We start from the raw sequence: 19,441 nt of genomic DNA, 5'->3' as shown, positions 1-19,441 counted from the left end.
CACCTACATGTTTATGTAGGTACTTAATTTTGAATGTATAATCGCAGAGAAATATTTGAAAGAAGAAAAGTAGAAAGCGAGTTGTATACTTTACCCGATTGGTACCCGTATTTAGGTGTAATAGCAAAATAATTTAGGGGTGTTGGTCGCATTCGCTCACCCGAGGATTATGCTCCTAAGATATAATGTCAGTACATTTAGTTCCTATAATTTGGTGACGAAACTACTAAAAACGAGTTATACTACAAGCAATGAGAAAAGGTTAAATTGATAGTAGCACTACGAGAGTAACCTCAAATGCTGAGTGGCTACTTTTTGAAGTAAAAATCTCCGGTAAGTGAAGTGGACTCCCAAGGAATTTGCTTTCCTTCGGATTTTTGGGCTACCGTAGAGCGCACTCGTTTAAAAACCTGCTCAATAGTGATATTGGGAGTAGGTAAGTGCTTGAGAAGAGCTTCGGTGTAGATACCGTGTTGCCCGCCACCATCAGAAGCAGTTTGTCCGGGAGCGGTGGCGTAAGCAACCATTGAGCCTTGGGGAGCATTCATAAACGCCAAGCCATTGCCCTGCGTGCTACGACTCCAACTGCGCTCAAACGGATTATCCCGACAGGCATCTAACATAACAATATTGGTACGGGAGTTTGCTGCTTCCATTTTTGCCAATACCCGGTCGGCCCGTACACAGTCATATTCTACGTCGTGGGCACTGGACAGTTGGGCGTCAACCGGAATCAAATAATTACTTCCGCTTACCTGCACACCGTGTCCGGCGTAAAAAAATAATCCCACTTCATATTCCTTCAGTTTTTGCCCAAACTCATCAATCGCTCGTTTAATATCGTTCTGACGACAGTTCTCGTACTTCATCACCGTAAAGCCCATACTTTCCAGCGTTGATTGCATGGCGTTGGCATCGTTAATGGGGTTGCGAAGCTGTCCACCTTGCTCGTAAGCACTATTGCCAATAATCAGAGCGAGCCTTTTTTCTCGAGAAGGGGCATCACGATGGATGGAAAATGTGCTAGTAGAGCTTTGCTGAAATCGGTCGGTGGCTACAATGTCAAATTTATTATCACCCAGGCGTAGCGGAGCTTCCAAGCTGAATTGCCCGTCGGGCCGCAGCCAAGCAGGCTGACCGTTGATAAGCACTTCTTTGATACCATCTTGATCCGTAGCCCGCCCAACAATCCGAATATTTTGTACGGCAATCTGTTTAAAGCCCCGGGTTAGGGTTGGTTCGGTAATGACGATAATCGGATTGTCGCCCGCGCTAGCCGCAGCACTTATCGGCTCGGGAGTGTCTACCGTGTTAATTTCATTGGGGTTTGCTACCGTTGGTTCGCTTGTGCTCGGTTTATCAGTAGATGTTTCTGAAGCTGCTATTTGAGTAGGAGGCGAATCCGGAACGAGGTTCTCCTTGGGCTTGCTCTGAGGTGGAACCTCAACTTCTTGCGCTTGGTCTAAGTTGGCTTCTTCTTTCGGTGGCTTATTATCAGATAGTTCGTTTTGAGAATTTTTACTCGCCAAAGGAAGCGTGCTTGGTTCATCCAGATACGAAACCCGCAGATAGTCTACGTGAATTAGATTGTTTGACTCAAACCCAATATTGGATCCGTAGAAATCCTTAAAATTCATGGAGTACACCAGTTTCTCATTAATAAAGAAGCGGTAAAAGCGATCAACCTTTCGAACGGTCAGAGTATTGTAATCATTCCGATTGAGGTGGCTAGTCTGCCGTCCATCAACGTAGATCGTTACTCCGCCTACTTTACGCCAATCACTAACGTAATACTTGTTTTCTTTGAACCCGAAGAAAAAGCTGCCTCGGTCGGATCGGCCCCAAGAGAGAGCGATACTTTTCTTCGGATTTCCATCAACCAGCTTTAGTCGGGTCTCAATCTCAAAATCTCGGGTTTGATCTAAGGAAACTTGGTTCCAACTGGCGTGCTCGTCGTACATGAGCGATTTCGACTGCCAAACATACTGACCATCCCTAATTTCTCCCGACCGCCTTCCTTTCCTTTCGTATCCTACAAACCATTTGTTTCGGTTATCATCAAAGTCTTCGTATAATACATCGGTGCGCTGAGCCGCAGAGTAGTCATCGTAATCTTTTTGGGCAAAAAGATGAAAAGTGCTCAGTGTTGCTAGAGAAGTCAGAAGAATGTATCGGTACCACATAGTAATTGGTCGTCTATGGTTGGGTCAGAAAAAACAAGCTACTATTCTATACCTAAATATCAGTTTAGGTTAATGATAAACTCAATTATTTTAGCGTATATCTTAAATGTCTTCGTAGCTGTTTTGCAAAACACGGCTCGAAATTTACCTTATATACACCGGTTCTTCCAAAAAAATTTTTAATTTTCGAGGTATTTTCATTAACCTTTAGCTACTGGTGAGTATGAATTAGTGAATAACATATTATCCACCATGTTTCACCAATTACTTAACTTTATTTCACTTATGAAGAGTATGTTTCTTTTTATTCGCTACACCTTGTTTGGGCTGATTACTACCTTTTACTTAGCAAGCTGTGGTTCAAAAGCCCCGCAATCATCAGTGCAGCGTACTGAAATCACTATTCCTTTTGCCGAGCATATGAGCGACAAGGAAGCCTTCCGGGGAGTAGGTATGGGAAAAAGCCCCGACCAGGGGTTTGCGCTGGAGCAGGCTCGCTTAGACGCTCGTACCTTCATTGCCCAGCAAGTACAGACTACCGTAAAGTCGGCGGTAGAACGCTATCGCGAGCAGTACGATTCTTCGGAAGATACGGTAGGCCTAGCGTATAACTCCAAATTTGAAGAGCTTACCCGCAACTTGGTTGATCAGTCGCTAAACAACGTGATGGTAGACGACCAAAAGATGTACGAGGTGCAGCAGAACAACCAAATGGTGTACGAAGCCCACGTAGCCATGACCCTGAAGCGAGACGATTTTGTTAACGCAATGGAAAGTGCTACCACCGGAGGTATGTCCGACGGTACCAAGCTCAAGATTGAATACGACCGTAAGAAGTTTCGCGAAATCTTTGAGCAGGAAATGCAGCAACTTAATAATGATTGATGAATAATGAGTAATGAATAATTGTAAATCATCAGTCATTAATCAATATTCATTACTCATTCATCTAACTAATTACTGCCATGTTCATGCGTATCTTTCTGGGCTGTTGGCTGCTAACTTCCTCGCTTCTGGCGCAACCCGATTGGGTAAAAGAGAAAGGAGTGTCCGCTCGGTTTCCGTCGGAGAAGTATCTGACGGGCCTCGGTATTGTTACCTGGCACAAAGACTCTTCCGAAGCGGGCATTGTTCGGCAAGCCTACGCTGCCGCGCAAAAAGATTTGGTAGAGCAAGTACGGGTACAGATAAAATCAGCGAGCGAAAGCTTTAAGCAACAGACCGACCAATCGTTCTCCGCATCGTACCAAGCACTGGTAACGGCCAACAGCCAGTTAGAAGTGGTAGGACTACAGAAAGAAACCTACCACGACCGCAAGAAGAAGCTGTTTTATACCTGGGTATACGCCCTTAGAAGTGATGTGATCGCTAATTACCAGCGCAAACTAACCCAGGCTAATCAGCAGCTACGCGATCGGTTCACGCAAGCGCAACACTACGCGGATAACGGGCAAAAGGCCGAAGCGGAACAACAATTGCTACAGTGCCGCACCCTTCTGACGCAGCAAGCTCCCTGGCGAGCGGTGCTACTTAGTTTGCAGCCATCGGCTACCCCGGAAGAACCTTCGGTTATCTTGCCGAAAATTGAGGATGCGTTGCGCCAGCTGATTAGCAAACCGGCCAACTCACTCGACGATCTGGCCTACGGTTTGGTTTATCAGCTTAAGCAGTCACTAGATGCACCCTTGCAGCGGGTGGTGGTTTCGCCTATGCTGTACCGGGAGTCAGAGATGGCTAGTACGTTCTCTTACTTCTTCCGCGACCGCTTGGAGCGAGAGCTAATTCAGTACGCCGACTGGCAGACGATGCGATTAGACGATGTACAGTTCAATCAGGGAAGCCCCACCATGCGGTATTCGCTGCGGGGAACCTACGAAGTTTCGGGCGACCAGTTGCATTTGAGCCTATTTGTAAAAGATGTATTTGCTCAGCAAGTTATCAGTATGGCTACGGCTCGTCTTAACTTGCAGGTGGTAGAATCAGCCCAACTGGCCTATATGCCGGTTCGTTACGATCAGAATGTAGCGGAGCAACAACAGATGGAAACCTACGCGGTAGCTGACAATGGGATTGATTTGGAGGTGTGGACGAACAAGGGAGAGGATGCGCTGGTGTTTACCGAAGGGGAGCGAATGAATGTGTTCTTTCGGGTGAATATGCCCTGCCACGTTCGCTTTGTTTACCATCTGGCCGACGGTCGTCGGGTGCATTTCTTTGACCAGTACTTAGAAGCGAATCAGGTAGGCAAGGTTCAGGAAGTTCCGTATGATTTTATCTGCGATTGCACCGATGCGCCTTGCGGTATTGAGACGCTGCAAATTAATGCTCAGGAAGAGTCCTTTGTGCCACTGGCTACCCAAGATATGGGCGGGTACCGCTTTATTACCGAAGACCTCGGAAGTATCCTCCAGAAAAACCGAGGGATGAAACAGGATGGGTCAGTGTACCGAGCGGAACAACGGTTAGTAATCACCACTATGAAAAATCCATCTTAATTGAAGATCTGAAGGGGTGAAGAACAGAATAGCTAACTGGTTACCTACCTCTTCAGTCATTCAGTTCTTCAGCACTTCAATCACTCACCAACACTATGAAAATATTATTTGTTTTTACGTTGAATGTGGGGTTAGCAATCTCCGGATTTGCCCAGACGCTTGAGCAATTTAGGCAGGAGCAAGACTCAGCCCAACAGGCACTGCGGGAAGATCGCCAAAATTTTGAGCAGCAGTACGTTAAGGATTTTAACCAGTTTGTGGCGGAGCGGGATAGCCTGTTCGCCGAGATGCTGCGGGAGCGTTTTCGGGAGATTGAGCTGTCCCGGGCCCTTCAGATCACCCCAGCACCCAAACCAACCATTATTCCTACGTACCCTCCGAATACGCAGCCTCCGGCTAACCAGGAGGTTGAAACTGATACCGCCTCCGGGCCCCTACGCCGCTCGCGAAGCTTGATGCTACCGCTACCGGCTCAAGGTGATGAACGAGGATACACTCCCCAGCGAACGCAGCTTTCCTTCTACGATAACTCGCTCTTCGTACCCTACGATGTTCGGATGCAGCTCCCGGAGTATTCCCGTTACGATGCTGAGGTGCTTAGCGAGGCTTGGGTTTCATTAAGCGAAGCTTATACGAAGGAGCTAATTCATAGCTTGTATCGCTACAAAAATCAGTTTAACCTCAACGACTGGGGATACTACCAACTAGTCCGGCAGTTTACCCAACAGTTGTATCCGTCGGACGACGCTCGGGCTACACTCACCGCTTGGTTTTTACTCAACAAATCGCGCTATCGGGCTAAGATTGGCTATACCGACAATCAGTTATACTTGTTAATTCCGACCAACTGCACCGTTTATTCGGCTACGTATTATCAGTTTGGCGATCAAACGTATTATGCCATTGGTGAAGCACCCAATTCATTGTATACCTACGATCAGGATTACGCCGGAGCCGATTTAATTCTGAACCTTGATGTACAAAATCCACTGAGTTTGGGAGGAAATCCGCAGGAAAAAACGTTTTCGTTCCGCTACGGGGGAGAAGCCTATCAGGTGCAGCTAGCGTACAATGCGCGGGCTATCGAGTTCTATCAGGATTATCCCGAAGTAGATTTGCGAGTAAAGTTAGAATCTACGTTGTCTCGCGAGGCGAAGGAATCATTAATTTTACAGTTTCAGCCCTTGTTGCAAGACCGTACTTCGGAAGATGCCGTGGGCTTACTGCTCCGGTTTGTACAAACCGCTTTTGATTATCAGCTCGATCAAACCCAGTTTGGCCGGGAGAAATATTTTTTCCCCGAAGAAGTGCTGCACTTTACCTACTCGGATTGTGAAGACCGCTCAGCTCTATTTACGTATCTGGTTCGCCAACTGCTGGGTTTGAAAGTAGTTGGGTTGCAGTATCCGGGTCACGTAGCCACGGCAGTAGGTCTGGATGGGGTAGAAGGAGAGTACGTTGAACGCAATCGCGAGCAATTTGTGGTTTGCGATCCCACTTACGTGAATGCACCCATTGGGAAGGTAATGCCCCGCTACGCTCAGAAACAGGTGGAGTTGGTGCCGCTCCGCAATCCGTACCAGCAGTGGCTAGCCGAAATGATCTGGGATATTGCTTCCTCTAATGGGGTTTATCCGGGAGCAAACAATCACAATTTAGTGGTGGATGCTCTGGGGAATATTTATTTCGCGGGCTATCGGCTTTCGCCCCAGGTAAGTGAGGGGCAGAATATTTATCTGGCTAAACTAACCCCCAACGGAAAAGTGCTCTGGGAAAAGACTTTGAACGGAAGAGGAAACGATGTGGGGCAATATCTGGCTATTAATTCTCGGCAGCAAGTCTACTTAGCCGGGCGGTACGAAGAAGAACTTCGGTTAGATACGGAAACTCAACTAAATACATCTGCCATCGGTTTTTTCGTGGCGAAATTTTCTCCTAATGGGCAACTAGCTTGGCTACGGGATGTGACTACGCAACAGCCCGATTTACAACAGGGTTTTGTAGCTAAGCTCAACGAACAAGGAAAACTGATGGAGACCCTGGTTTTTGATAATACGGTGGCCGAACGGGGAATTGCCTTAGACGAAAGTGGTAGTATTTACTTCAGTGAGCAATACGAGGCAGCCACTCAGCGTACCCGAGGCATAAGTGTGGGTGGTCGTAGCGTAGCGGAGAACAACGCCTCTCTAGCACTGGATGTGGCGGAAACGCTGAAGGCTGAGAGTGATCGGCTAAAGGAACAGCAGTATGACCCTACTATTGCCGGACTCTTTGCGGTAATCCACTGCATTATGCAAAGTGGAATGGTCATTCCCGGTACGGCAGCACTGGAGGCTTTAGATCGTCACAATCCGGCTTTTCGGCAAGATTGCCCCGAGATTTACGCCAACATCGGCAAGCTTAAGTTTATGAAAAATGAGAGCGGGATTATTACCATTGTTAATGAAGAAGGAGGCAATGTAGATTTTGATAAAATGCGGATTAAAGACCAAGCCAAGATCCGGCTACGAACATTTGACGATGGCAATGCCCAAGTGGATGTACTCACCGGAATTACGGTAGGAAAAGCGTTCGTCCGGTTTAACCTCAACCACGTGAAGCTGTTTAAGCAGGACGGAAGCTTGCTTTTCGATTACGACAACGATCACACGCAAGTAGTCATGAACCTACGAGAGGATATTCTGTATTAGCTTAGCAATTGGCTCTGTGGTAGAAAATGGGGACTGAGTAGAAATACTTCCTAGGTAGGTAAATGATTAGATTAAGAAAAAATAATTTATTGATTTTACTTAAAGTCAGTATATTTAACAGGTTTTTACAAAAAATATTAACACTATGCACACCAAACCAATGCTATGGGTACTATTCGTTACCCTAGGTACTTCTGTTATGTTTTCTAGTTGCCAGTCGAGCAAAGTTGCTTTTGGTAATTCGTATTACTTTAAACAAACTCCTAAATCCACCAATCAATCTCCAACAGTTTTGGCACCCGAAGAAATTGAGAAAATAGCTTCTCAACAAGCGGATTTATACACTTCACTCGATCAAGAGGTGATAGTAGAACGGGATGCCGGGGCACTTATTGAGCAAGCTCAGCAACAACTTCTGGCTGCCGTGGAAAAAACGGATAACGCCGAGTTAAAAGAAAAAGCCCTACGGATGAGTCAGCTGGCTGATGAAATGAATGGGCAGGAACTGACGAAAAAAGAGCAACGAGCTAAGCGGAAAGAAATACGCAAGGAAGTTCGCTCGCTAGTGAAGGAGTACAAATCTATGTCGCCTAACGAGACAAATGATTTAGATCGTACTCTGAAAATCGCATTGATTCTTATGATCGTTGGTCTTATACTTCTATTTATACCAGTTATAAATATTTTGGGATTAATATCATTTATAGCTGGTTTGGTATTCTTGATAATTTGGTTAGTTAATGAGGCGTAATATGTGCCGTATTTAGCATAAGAAAGGCGGATAGATATCCGCCTTTCTTATGATTAGTATATCACTGGTTTGGTCACTAATGCCGCATTAATTTTTTTGATACTGTCTATTTAGAAGGCTAAAAAAACTTAATCACACATACGACATTCTATGAAGATCAGCCCCTCCTCTAAAAAGATAATTGAGCCTTACATGTTCACAGTGATCTTTGTTACTTGCATGAGTAATACACTTATATAGCCTGAAGTAAAAAATAGTTGCAACGATAGGTTACCAACTATTTTATTATGAGTTGTATATTGCTATAAGTGAAAGGATACTCCAATTGTCCACACTGAAAGGCCAGCGTACCCTAACTCACTAAATACCGCCACTCGAGGGTTTAGTTTATATCGACCCCCAAACAAAGCCCCACCATCAAATCTGGTAGTATTATAGTTGAGAAGATCGTTATCAATGTTTGTAGAGAAAAATTCAAGCCCTAGTAGCACTGATACGTAAAGATCCAACTTTTCTTCGTCAATGTTTGTATCAGCTATTTCGTTAAGTAGCGAGGTGTAATGGAAAGAGCCTCTCGCACCTACAGCAACTGCGGTCAGGCTGTAGTCTTCAAAGGCGAATCCGTAGCTATAGCGACCAAAGGCAGCATAAGGACCTACACTAAAGTATTCATGCAAGCCATACTCAAAAGCTCCATTAAATGATATACCTAGTCCACCTCCATAGGCCCAGCCACCGCCTACTGCTCGGCCTAATCCTAATCCGAGTTGTATAATTTTATCTCCTTTATCATAGGCTAATCCGCCGCCACCGCCGTCTACTCGGACGGTGCTTTGAGCTTGGGCGGAGAAACTGAACATGGCTAATAGGCCAATGATCGTGCATAGTTTTTTCATGATTCTGTTAGTTTATGTAGTTAACACTTTTTTGTAAAGTTAAGGAATAAGTTCAATGTATGAATAGGAGAGGGAAAGTGAGTCCCTCTCCTCCCGTGGAATCTAGTTAAAGACATTACCACCAGGGTTGTCACTAAATGTGTTGCCAGCTGCCGCATCTTCTACATTGGCATTTGCTGTTCCGTCAGAGTATATTCCATAGTTACCACTATTGCTAATTTCACTATTAGTGATATTGACGGTGGCATTAGTACCTATCCCAATATTTGTTAAAGCATCAACAAAACCATCAAAGTCATACTTGCTGCTACCGCCGTAGGTTATTTTAACAAAATCTAAAACATTGTTGCCAGTGGATGAGTCAATCAATATTCCTCGCCACTTAAACACTGTTGGGCTAATAGAGGTGAACTCAATCATAGTATCAGAAGTGCCTTGAGCAATGAGTGAACCGCTTTGTTCTACTACGAAAGGAATATTGTTGTCAAACTCAAATAAAGCTCCAGCTTCAATGGTTAATTGGTCGCGGATGGTAATTCCACCGGTAACAATATACTTAGCCCCATCTTTTAAAGCTACCCAAGTGCCAGGACCTTCATTTAAGGTTCCACCGAAAATCTCGACGGCACCCTTAGTGTTGTCGGTGAATGTAGTATTTACATCAATTTCACTCACTCGCTCCACTTCTAGACCTATACCGTATTCGGCATTTCTAACAATAGTATTGTTTTCAAAAGTGGTCAAAAAACCGTAGCGGTTGTATATTCCGTACCCTTCACCATCAGCTATAGTCGTATTGGTAAGCTGAAGCTCCCCATTAGCATACAGCCCAATAGCCGCTGGTACATCTACAAAGTCAGAAAATTCTCCAATATCTGTTCCGCCGGTATAGCCAATATTGGCGTAATCTATTTTGTTATTAGAGCTGGTAGATGCCATTTTAATACCACCCCAAGGGTTATCCTCGTCAAAAGCAGTCATGGTAACTTGGTCGCTGGCGGTGCCATTGACACTAAACGACCCATCGTCAGTAATCGTAAAAAATACATCTTCTTCCATACGAAGTTCTGCGCCAGCATCAATGGTCAGATCAGCGTTGGCGGTAATACTGCCCGAAACATAATAGAAAGCGTCTCCCGCTAAAGAAGCCAGGGCTATATCACCAGATAAAGTAGAACCAAAAATCTCTATGGCACCTTGCGTATTTCCACTAAAAGTAGTAGCAGCATCTATTGTTCCAGCAATATTTATGGGTAGCCCAACTCCTGAAAGAGTGTTATTGCTCACGTTATTATTGCTGAACCCAATAAGTTCCCCGAAGCGAATGTACATTCCGTAGCCACCGCTATTGGTAATTTCGGTATTGGTGATAGCTAGTTTAGCTCCTTGGCCTAATCCAATATTAGCGGGTACATCAACAAAGTCAGCAAAATCCCGCATGTTAGTACCACCTGCGAAAGTGATTGCAACATTATCTAGAATATTTCGTCCATCTTGGGAAGAAAAGTAGATACCTCCCCAACGGATACCACCGTCTGGGTTTGAAGTAGTGAAAGTGATTTTATTATCTGTTTCCCCATCAGCAACTAATGCCCCTCCACCACTAGCCACTGTTAAAAGAGCATTTTCGTCAAACTCAACAATTACTCCAGGTTCTACGGTTAACACAGCAGTGGTGCTGATTGATCTGGTAACCCGATAATCAGGTAGGGTAGGATCAGAGAATACGTCAGTCAGCGTACGATCTTCAGTAATATTGCTATTAATAAGTACTGGGTTAGCATCAGCCTCAATAGTCACCTCCGCGGTAGCACTATTTCCGTCGGGATCTTCTACCGTTAGGCGAATAGTGTACTCCCCAATTACGTCCGGAACGAAGCTAGCTTCATCAGGATTTTCATTCGTTGAATTTATCGTAGCAGTAGTACTTCCGTCGGGGGCTTCAGCGATTTCCCAAGTAAATGTAAGCTCATCTGCCTCGGTATCCGGATCAATAGTATTGCTACCGTCCAACGCATAAGATGTTCCTACTGTTACGGTATTGTTTTCAGCATCTTCGCTAATCTGCTGACCATCTTCGTTGACAATAAATACTACCGGAGGCTCACCTACGGCTTCTTCGGCGGTAATAGTAGCTTCGTCGGTATCGGTATTACCATCTTCGTCGGTAACGGTGAGGGTCGCTACGTAGGTTCCGGCTACGTCGGGGGTGAAGGTCGTAGTGGCTTGGGTAGCACTACCTATAGAGGCACTACTGCCGTCGGGGCGGGTGGTGAGGCTCCAGGCGTACGTTAGTGTTTGACCTTCAGGATCGGATGAACCCGTGCCATCTAGAGTAACTGAGCTACCGACCGCTGCTTCTAAATCGCTTCCAGCATTGGCTACCGGGGGCTGACCCACAGGTTCGGGGTCGTCTTCAGTCTTACAAGCACTTACTCCTATCAGTAGTGTAAGAAGCACTAAATAACATAAGCGAGAAAATCTGTTCAATGTGTTCATCATTTGTATGGATTAAATTATATGGTTTGGTTTTGGGGCTTAATGCTGAAAGGAGGAAGGAGGTAAACATTACCGAAAAAAAATTTCATATTTGTTTACCTAATGGTTCTGAAGCTTATTAAATAAGAAAATTCGTTACCTACTTTATCTACCCAATTATGAACCGAGACTCTCAAAACGACGATAAATTTGACCGTTATCTACGCGATGAAATGGATACGGAAGAACGGCAAGCCTTTGAAGATTTACTGAATGAAGATGAAAGTCTGAAGGCAGAAGTAAGTTTACAGCAGGATATTACCGCGGGCATTGATTTATTTGGCTCCGAAGCCCTCAAAAAGCAATTACAACAGGCGGAGGAGTTAGCTTCCACTCCTACTCCATTGACTGTACCTCAGAAAAAATCTGAAAAGAAATCAAATACGGCGGTGCGACCGCTCTATTTTATCTTAGCCACCGCAGCGTCTTTTGCGCTAGTTCTTATTGCCGTTTGGCTGCTAAACCCCGCAGCGTCATCGCAGGAGCTATACGCCACTTATTTTGAACCTTATCCCAACGTAGTAAATCCAGTAGAGCGTTCGGGTGGGGTGCCTACTGATGCTGCTGGGCAGGCAATGTACTACTACGAACAAGGCGACTACGAGCAAGCCATCCGCTTATTTGCCCAGGCACCTAATGAAGAAGCTTATCAATTTTATTGGGGAGTAAGTTACTTGGGAGCAGGCCAAGCTTGGGAGGCCGAAATAAAGCTGGAACCTTTGTTGCATAATGCTCAGGGGCTGTTTTACGAACCGGCCCTATGGTACACTAGTCTGGCGCAAATCCAATCGGAGCAGCTAGAGGCTGCTGTAGCATCCCTTCAGCAACTTGTTAGTATGAAGGGAGAGTACGCTGTAGATGCTCAAGCCTTGTTAGAAGAGCTGTAAGCAAAAAGAGGTGCGTTACAAACGCACCTCGTGGTATTTAGAACTGAATTTAGTATTTAAGGATTTGGTAACAACACCTGGTCAATGGCGTGAATTACTCCGCTGGTAGAAAGATAATCGAAGTCTACTACATTAGCAGTCTCGGTAGCATCATTGGCATCATCTACCGTAATAGTGGATCCTCCTTCCCCGGGCACTAAAGTAATGGTTAGTGAAGTCCCGTTAAGAGCTGGAGTAGTTAATGATTCGGCCGCAGCAATATCTGAACTAAAGTTAATTCCCTCAAATACATGGGTTTGTAATACGCTGGTGAGTAACGATGGGTCGAGCCGGGCGGTGCTATCAATAGAAACAACTAATCCAGCAGCCTCAAAAGCGGCATCCGTAGGCATAAGTATCGTCTTGTCGGTACCTAGGTCAATCCCGGTTTCTTCTAATGCAGTGCGGAAAATTGTGTAAGACGCACCACTAGACTCGTCAGCCAAGTCTACTACATCCGCCAGTGGTTCAGCCGGACGAAGAACTCCTAATAAATGTACAATGCGCCCGTTATTAGCCGTAAATCCTAGATCGAGTGACCGTATGCCGTTCAGAAAAAGAGCATCGTCAATACGGGTCATGTAGATAGGTTGATTTAACAGCGTATTAATTGTTCGTCCACTAGCAAAGTCAGCGTTCCCTTCTATTACGTGGTAGTCTATGGTGTTTTCGGCATTTTCTTGGGAGATGAAGAAAAAGCCATTGAACGCGCCATTGACTGGAGTTAGAAAAGTATTAGTACTAGTTCCGGTCAGTAAAGATTGGTACCCCCGATTAATGAATAAATTTTCCATAGTAGTTACGCCCCCGAGTCCAGGTAGCTCCACCGTAGACGTTAATCCTCCTACAGTACCGAAGGTAGATGTAATACTTGGCGAAGTGTTACTGCTACTAGTAAGTGAAGGAGGAAGAAGTACCTCATTTAATATGTGAACTACGCCATTACTAGCTTGCAGGTCAGGAGTTACTACGTAAGTAGGACTAAGTTGGGTATTTTCATTCAACCGTATCGAGTCGCCCTCTAAAACTGGAAAGATTTGCGACCGACTGTAGGTAGTAATAGCCGAATCAATCTCATTAAACTCATAGGTAGCGTTGGGTACCAAGTGATAGAATATAACATCAGACAAAATATTGCCAGATAGCTCGCTCATAGATTCTAAGCCGATACTTTGCAGTAAATTAGCAAAGGCGGTATTATTGGGGGCAAACACAGTATGTTCAGTACTAGCCAATCGGTTGGCCAGTCCTCCATCAGGGTCTATCAACTGCCGAAGACTATCTAAACCTTCAGTATTACGGATAATATCAAACAAACTTTCAGCAGGGCGGGGTGGTTCGCCATCTTCATCATCGTTATTACAGGAAACAACAAACGCCAGTAAGGGCAGCAACAGCCAAGTGGCCCATTGGGCAGAGTACATCTTTTGCATAGTAAAGTAGAAAGGTTATAAACGGCTCAATATACACTTTTTGGTAGTAGTTTTTGCAACTTCCAAACAAAATGTTGAAAAGTTACTTCTATGCCAAAAATCGTGGAAAGAATGTCGGCAGCTAGACTAGAAATGTTTTTGAAATAAATAATCTTAGGGTGAATATTCGTTTTTTCGGAAAAATAGCTAGCCCGTGTGAAAAAGTATACTAAACCAAAAGGTTATCCGTTACGGGAAAATAATTGCTATTAGCCCAATGAGCCAATAAAATGTTTGGAGTCTTCGTCAAATATTCAAAACTTAGGGGGTGCTAACCAACCAGTTTACAAGTCAAGTACAACCGCAGCTATTCACTACCTTACTCATACAATTGGGTACATCTGACAACCTGAACCTGAAAAGAAAATTTCAAAAACCCCATAATTTGGTGGATAGCCCCTAAAATAATAAATGCTGTTTTGGGGTAATATCGTACTTTCGCCTAGTTATAATTTCTCGAAAAGAACTACAATTACTATGAGTGCAGTGTCATAACCCTCGTGTATATGAAGAAACCTTTACTATCAATTATTTCTATCCTTCTATCGCTAGCTAGCTTCAGTAGTTACTCCCAAGAAACCACGGTTACCGGAACAGTAACTTCCGCCACTGATAATTCTACCCTACCCGGCGTGAACGTCACTGTTAAGGGAAGCAGCCGGGGCACCATCACTGATATTGATGGTAACTACCGAGTAACGGTAAGCACCAGCGACACTTTGATCTTTTCCTTCATTGGCTACAATCCACTGGAGGTAATGGTAGGCGGGCAATCCACCATTAATGTAGACTTGCGCGAAGATGTGCAGGAGCTGGGTGAGGTAGTGGTCACTGGTTTTCAAGACGTAGAGCGCAAGCTGTTTACCGGAGCCGCTGAAATGGTTAAGATGGAAAATATCCGTCAGCCGGGTATGGTGGATGCCAGCCGAATGCTAGAGGGGCAAGTAGCCGGAGTAAGCGTAGATAATGTATCGGGTACTTTCGGCACCGCCCCGCGAATTCGTATTCGGGGAAACACATCGATTAATGGCGATAACCAGCCACTGTACGTAGTAGACGGGGTAATTCTGGAAGACCTCACCCAAGTAGATGCCGACGATATTATCACCGGAGACCCGAATACGGTTACCTCGTCATCCATTGCCGGACTGAATCCGGACGATATAGAAACCTTTCAGGTGCTGCGCGATGCTTCCGCCACGGCCCTTTACGGAACGCGGGCCAAAAACGGAGTAATTGTTATTACCACCAAACGTGGAAAAAGTGGTCAGCTACGGGTGAACTACGCGGGTAACTTCAGTACGAGCCTACGCCCAAACTACAATCAGTTTGACATCATGAATTCGGCAGATGAAATGTCGATCTACCGAGAAATGTACGAGAAGGGCTTGATTGACATCACTACTTCGGTACGGGCCGAGAACTACGGGGTGCTGGGAAAGATGTTTAACCAGATATCCAATAAGGAGATTAACTGGGGGCCGAACCTTGGGCTGAACGAAGAGTTTCTGAACCAGTACGAAAACGCCAATACTGACTGGTTTGATGTATTGTTCCGCGATCAGTCGCTCCAACAGCAGCATTCGGTGAGTTTGACAGCAGGTAACGAAAACTATAATAGCTATTACTCGCTGAGTTATCTGAATGATAACGGACAGACCATTGCCGATCGGGTAAATCGCTACGCTGGTAACGTGCGAAATACCTTTTTCTTTTCGGATCGCTTCACGCTGGATACCAAACTAACCGCCAGCTACCGTCAGCAGCGCGTACCCGGTACCACCGATCGCGACTTCGACCCCATCACCGGAGAGTTCAGACGCGACTTCGATATCAACCCCCTAAGCTACGCTCTGAACACTAGTCGTTCTATCCGGCCGTATAACCCCGATGGAAGTTTAGAGTATTTCCGCCGTAACTACGCTGATTTTAATATTCTGGAAGAGATTGATCTCAACTATATTGACATCCGTGTGGCTGATATTTCTGCCCAAGCTACGCTTACTTACGATATTACCAATAATCTGAGCGTGCGTAGTACCGTGCAGGGACGACATGCCACTACCCGTCAGGAACATATCATTCATGAGCGGTCTAATCAGGCCGAAGCCTACCGGGCAGCTCAAACCCAATTCATTCGGCAGAGCAACCGCTTGTTGTTCAATGATCCTGATGATCCGGGTTCTTTACCTAAAATTGTGCTGCCCGAGGGTGGGTTTAACTATTTAGACGAAACTAGCCTGGATTACTTCTACGTCCGAAATGATGTAAGTTGGTCGCGTAAATTTTTCCAGAAACACGATGTAAGTGTATTGCTGGGACAAGAGATTAAGTATACTGATCGCACCGAGCGTTCGGCGAGTGGTATCGGGGTGGTCTACGAAAGCGGTGGCATTGTCAACACGGACCCTAACATGATTGCGTTCCTGAACAGTCAAGGTATTGAGTTGTACGAGTTGGCGGAAGACCGGGAACGATTCGCCGGGGCTTTTCTCAATGCAGGCTACGCTTTTAAGGAAAAGTATATCATCAACGGAACGGTACGCTACGATGGCTCCAACCGGCTCGGCCGCAGTCGAGCAGCCCGGTACTTGCCTACCTGGAACGTCAGCGGAGCCTGGAACATCACCAACGAATCATTCTTCAAAGTTCCGGCAATTAACTCACTCAAGCTGCGGGCTACCTACGGACTTTCGGCGAATCTGGGGCCGGATGTAAGTGCGCTGCTGAACCTACGTTCGGATGTAACCCTGCGACCTACCGATAATGAGTCATTCCTGTTTATCAGCGATCTGGAGAATGATGACTTGACTTGGGAGAAGCTTAAAGAGTTTAACGTTGGAGTAGACTTTAGTATACTAAAAGATCGTATTTCGGGTACGGTAGATTACTATCGTCGTAATTCTTTTGATCTAATTGGACTATTGCAAACTAGTGGTATTGGTGGCACGGGCGGCAACGAGTCGACTAGCAGCAACGGTGGGTACCGGTTAGGCAATTACGCGGACATGGTTTCAGAAGGGTTTGAAATATCCATTAATACGCTGAACGTATACACTCCGAACTTTAGTTGGACCACCAGTGCTAACATAGGTTATACCGATGCAGAGATTACCCGCTTAGATTTTGACCCCATTATTGCCGATGCCCTTCGGCCCGAAGGAGCTGCGGTAGAAGGAGGGCCTCGTCGTTCTATCTTCTCCGCGCAGTTTGCGGGCCTCAACGAAAGGGGCATTCCTACCTTCTTTGATGCTAGCGGTGAGCGAGTGTTCGGCTATGACTTACAGGAACGCGAAAATTTGCGAGATGTGCTTAAGTACGAAGGCCCGGCTGAACCCCTAGGTGGCGGTGGGTTCACCAATATATTTACTTACAAAAATTTAACCTTAAGTGTGTTGTTGACCTATAAGTTCGGCTACAAAATTCGTCTCGACGATGCGTTTCGGTCTACGTATACTGACTTTAGCTCGTTCTCCCAATCATTTATTAACCGTTGGGTAGTGCCGGGAGATGAAGAAATTACGGATGTGCCGGCGATTCTGGCGGTTGAATTTACGGGGAACAACCCCAGAGCTAGTGCTTTTGATGCAGCCAATCCCTACGATCTGTATAACCGCAGTACCGTACGGATTGCGGATGGTGACCACGTACGGCTCAAGAACGTGCAATTTACTTATGGTTTACCCCAACGTTGGGTCGATCGGATAGGCGCCAGCAATGCCCGGGTTTCGGTGGCTGGTCAGAACTTGCTGCTACTGTATGCCGACGACCGCCTCAATGGACAAGACCCTGAGTTTTTCTCGTCGGGTGGAGTAGCCCTGCCCCAACCCCGGCAGATTACAGTATCAGTAAATGTAGGATTTTAGGGGAATATGAGATACGAAATGAGAAACATGAAGCGAAATAGTCTACAGTCGACGGTCAATAGTCCACGATCACTTTGTAGTATACTGTGGACTATCGACTATCGACTGTGGACTATCGACTATCGACTGTGGACTATCGACTATCGACTGTGGACTATCGACTATCGACTGTGGACTATAGGACTATTGACTATTCTGCTAACGGGTTGCGACGACTACTTAGATGAAAACCCCGATAACCGGGTGGAGCTGGATAACCTGGAAAAAGCGGCGCAGTTGCTGACGAATTCCTATTCCGAAGCGGCCTACAATGTCATGAATGAGTGGATGGGCGATCAGGTAAGCTACACGAACGGAACCCGCAAGCGGCAAAACGAATTGCGGATTTACGCCTGGGAAGAGGTTAACGCGGAGCCTACTAACCAGGATACACCGGAGTTTTTCTGGAGTGTTACCTACAATGCTATTGCCCACGCCAATGAAGTGCTGGCTGTTATTGACCAGCTACCCGGCGATGAAGCACGGCGACGAGCCGTACGGGGCGAAGCCTTGCTCGCTCGAGCCTACGGCCACTTTATGTTGATAAACTTATTTGCGAAACATTATGATCAGCAGACCGCTAGTACTGACTTGGGTATTCCCTACGTAACCGTTCCCGAAACAGAGTTTATTCAAACCTACCGACGAGCTACGGTACAGCAGGTCTACGACCGAATAGAGCAAGATATGTTGGCCGGGTTAGAACTGGTTGATGCTACGTTCTACGCTAACTCCGGAAAATATCATTTCAGTCGGGAATCTGCACTAGCCCTAGCCTCTCGTTTTTACTTGTATAAGAATGATTTTGAGAACTGTATTCGCTACAGCACGGAGCTGCTGGGCAGCGATCCTAGCTTTTACGTTAAAGATTTGGCCGACCTACTGGCGCAGCGAACCAATACCGATGACTATATCCGCTTACGCACTTCGCCTAACCAGGAAGCCAACCTCTTACTTGTCCGTCAACAAACGTTTATATACAGCAATGTAGGGTTCTATCCGGGTAGAAACTTCTATCAGCAAATGTTTAGCGACAATCCATTTAACGCTGATGACTTACGACGTGACCCAGCTTTTCAGTTTGGCGGGGTTGGAGTAGACGGAGGGTTATTGGCGGCCAAATTTGAGCGACTATTCCAACGGTCGAGCCTTACGTCTAACGTAGGGTTTCCGTATACAATCTTTGTGGCGTTTCGGGGGGAAGAGGTACTACTAAATCGGGCTGAGAGCTATGCCCAGTTCAACCGGATTGATGAGGCGATTGCTGACCTACAGGTGTTGACCAACCATCGGTACGAAGGGGCGCCGGAGGTTACGATGGAAATCATTCGTCAATCTTACCGCTCACCCCCCGGAGTGCCTGATCAGAATTTATTGCTAGATTATATTATACAACAAGAGCGGCCTAAAGAATTTATTCACGAGGGGTTGCGTTGGTTTGATATTAAGCGGTACAGACTGGCGGTGACACATAGCTATCCCGATGGCAGTACGGCTACTTTATCAGAAAACGATAACCGCAAGGCTCTGCAAATTCCTGAAGCTGCCCAAGAAATTGGTGAACTTCGCCCTAATCCCCGCTAAC

At 45.8% G+C, this 19,441-nt stretch carries 11 protein-coding genes; 7 read left to right on the top strand and 4 right to left on the bottom strand.

All coding sequences use genetic code 11. From position 1 onward, the window contains the following. Positions 1-308: 308 nt before the first annotated feature. On the bottom strand, positions 309-2,183 hold the full coding sequence (locus P0M28_RS05475; RefSeq protein WP_302208603.1) for a caspase family protein: 1,875 nt from the start codon (positions 2,181-2,183) through the stop codon (positions 309-311). A 285-nt stretch (positions 2,184-2,468) separates the two neighbouring features. Here P0M28_RS05475 and P0M28_RS05470 point away from each other — a divergent pair, with 285 nt between their 5' ends. From P0M28_RS05470 to P0M28_RS05455, 4 genes are all read left to right on the top strand, one after another. Next, positions 2,469-3,068 carry an LPP20 family lipoprotein gene (locus P0M28_RS05470; protein WP_302208602.1) on the top strand — a complete coding sequence of 200 codons (600 nt, stop codon included), beginning with the start codon at positions 2,469-2,471 and terminating at the stop codon, positions 3,066-3,068. 86 nt (positions 3,069-3,154) lie between these two features. Beyond that, complete coding sequence (locus tag P0M28_RS05465) at positions 3,155-4,678, top strand: LPP20 family lipoprotein (RefSeq protein ID WP_302208601.1); 1,524 nt, start codon at positions 3,155-3,157, stop codon at positions 4,676-4,678. 95 nt (positions 4,679-4,773) lie between these two features. After that, positions 4,774-7,368, top strand: a complete 2,595-nt coding sequence (locus tag P0M28_RS05460; RefSeq protein WP_302208600.1) for a hypothetical protein — start codon at positions 4,774-4,776, stop codon at positions 7,366-7,368. Between the two features lie 145 nt (positions 7,369-7,513). After that, positions 7,514-8,119, top strand: a complete 606-nt coding sequence (locus P0M28_RS05455; protein WP_302208599.1) for an AAA family ATPase — start codon at positions 7,514-7,516, stop codon at positions 8,117-8,119. A gap of 302 nt (positions 8,120-8,421) precedes the next feature. Here P0M28_RS05455 and P0M28_RS05450 read toward each other — a convergent pair whose 3' ends face one another. Both P0M28_RS05450 and P0M28_RS05445 read right to left on the bottom strand, forming a co-directional pair. Then, positions 8,422-9,015 (bottom strand): hypothetical protein, encoded by a 594-nt coding sequence (locus P0M28_RS05450; RefSeq protein WP_302208597.1) that lies wholly within the window; start codon positions 9,013-9,015, stop codon positions 8,422-8,424. 102 nt (positions 9,016-9,117) lie between these two features. Further along, positions 9,118-11,517 (bottom strand): PKD domain-containing protein, encoded by a 2,400-nt coding sequence (locus P0M28_RS05445; protein ID WP_302208595.1) that lies wholly within the window; start codon positions 11,515-11,517, stop codon positions 9,118-9,120. Between the two features lie 155 nt (positions 11,518-11,672). Here P0M28_RS05445 and P0M28_RS05440 point away from each other — a divergent pair, with 155 nt between their 5' ends. Further along, entirely contained in the window at positions 11,673-12,440 is a 768-nt protein-coding gene (locus P0M28_RS05440) for an anti-sigma factor (protein ID WP_302208594.1), read from the top strand. A gap of 56 nt (positions 12,441-12,496) precedes the next feature. Here P0M28_RS05440 and P0M28_RS05435 read toward each other — a convergent pair whose 3' ends face one another. Then, on the bottom strand, positions 12,497-13,912 hold the full coding sequence (locus P0M28_RS05435; protein WP_302208592.1) for a fasciclin domain-containing protein: 1,416 nt from the start codon (positions 13,910-13,912) through the stop codon (positions 12,497-12,499). A gap of 545 nt (positions 13,913-14,457) precedes the next feature. Between P0M28_RS05435 and P0M28_RS05430 the strand changes: the two genes are divergently transcribed. Both P0M28_RS05430 and P0M28_RS05425 read left to right on the top strand, forming a co-directional pair. Then, positions 14,458-17,817 carry a SusC/RagA family TonB-linked outer membrane protein gene (locus P0M28_RS05430; RefSeq protein ID WP_302208590.1) on the top strand — a complete coding sequence of 1,120 codons (3,360 nt, stop codon included), beginning with the start codon at positions 14,458-14,460 and terminating at the stop codon, positions 17,815-17,817. 27 nt (positions 17,818-17,844) lie between these two features. Next, positions 17,845-19,440 (top strand): RagB/SusD family nutrient uptake outer membrane protein, encoded by a 1,596-nt coding sequence (locus tag P0M28_RS05425; RefSeq protein WP_302208589.1) that lies wholly within the window; start codon positions 17,845-17,847, stop codon positions 19,438-19,440. Position 19,441 lies beyond the last annotated feature (1 nt).

The sequence above is a fragment of the Tunicatimonas pelagia genome, from assembly GCF_030506325.1.
Taxonomy (GTDB): domain Bacteria; phylum Bacteroidota; class Bacteroidia; order Cytophagales; family Cyclobacteriaceae; genus Tunicatimonas; species Tunicatimonas pelagia.
Note: the sequence above shows the minus strand (reverse complement) of the source record. Positions and strands in the feature narration are given on the sequence as shown.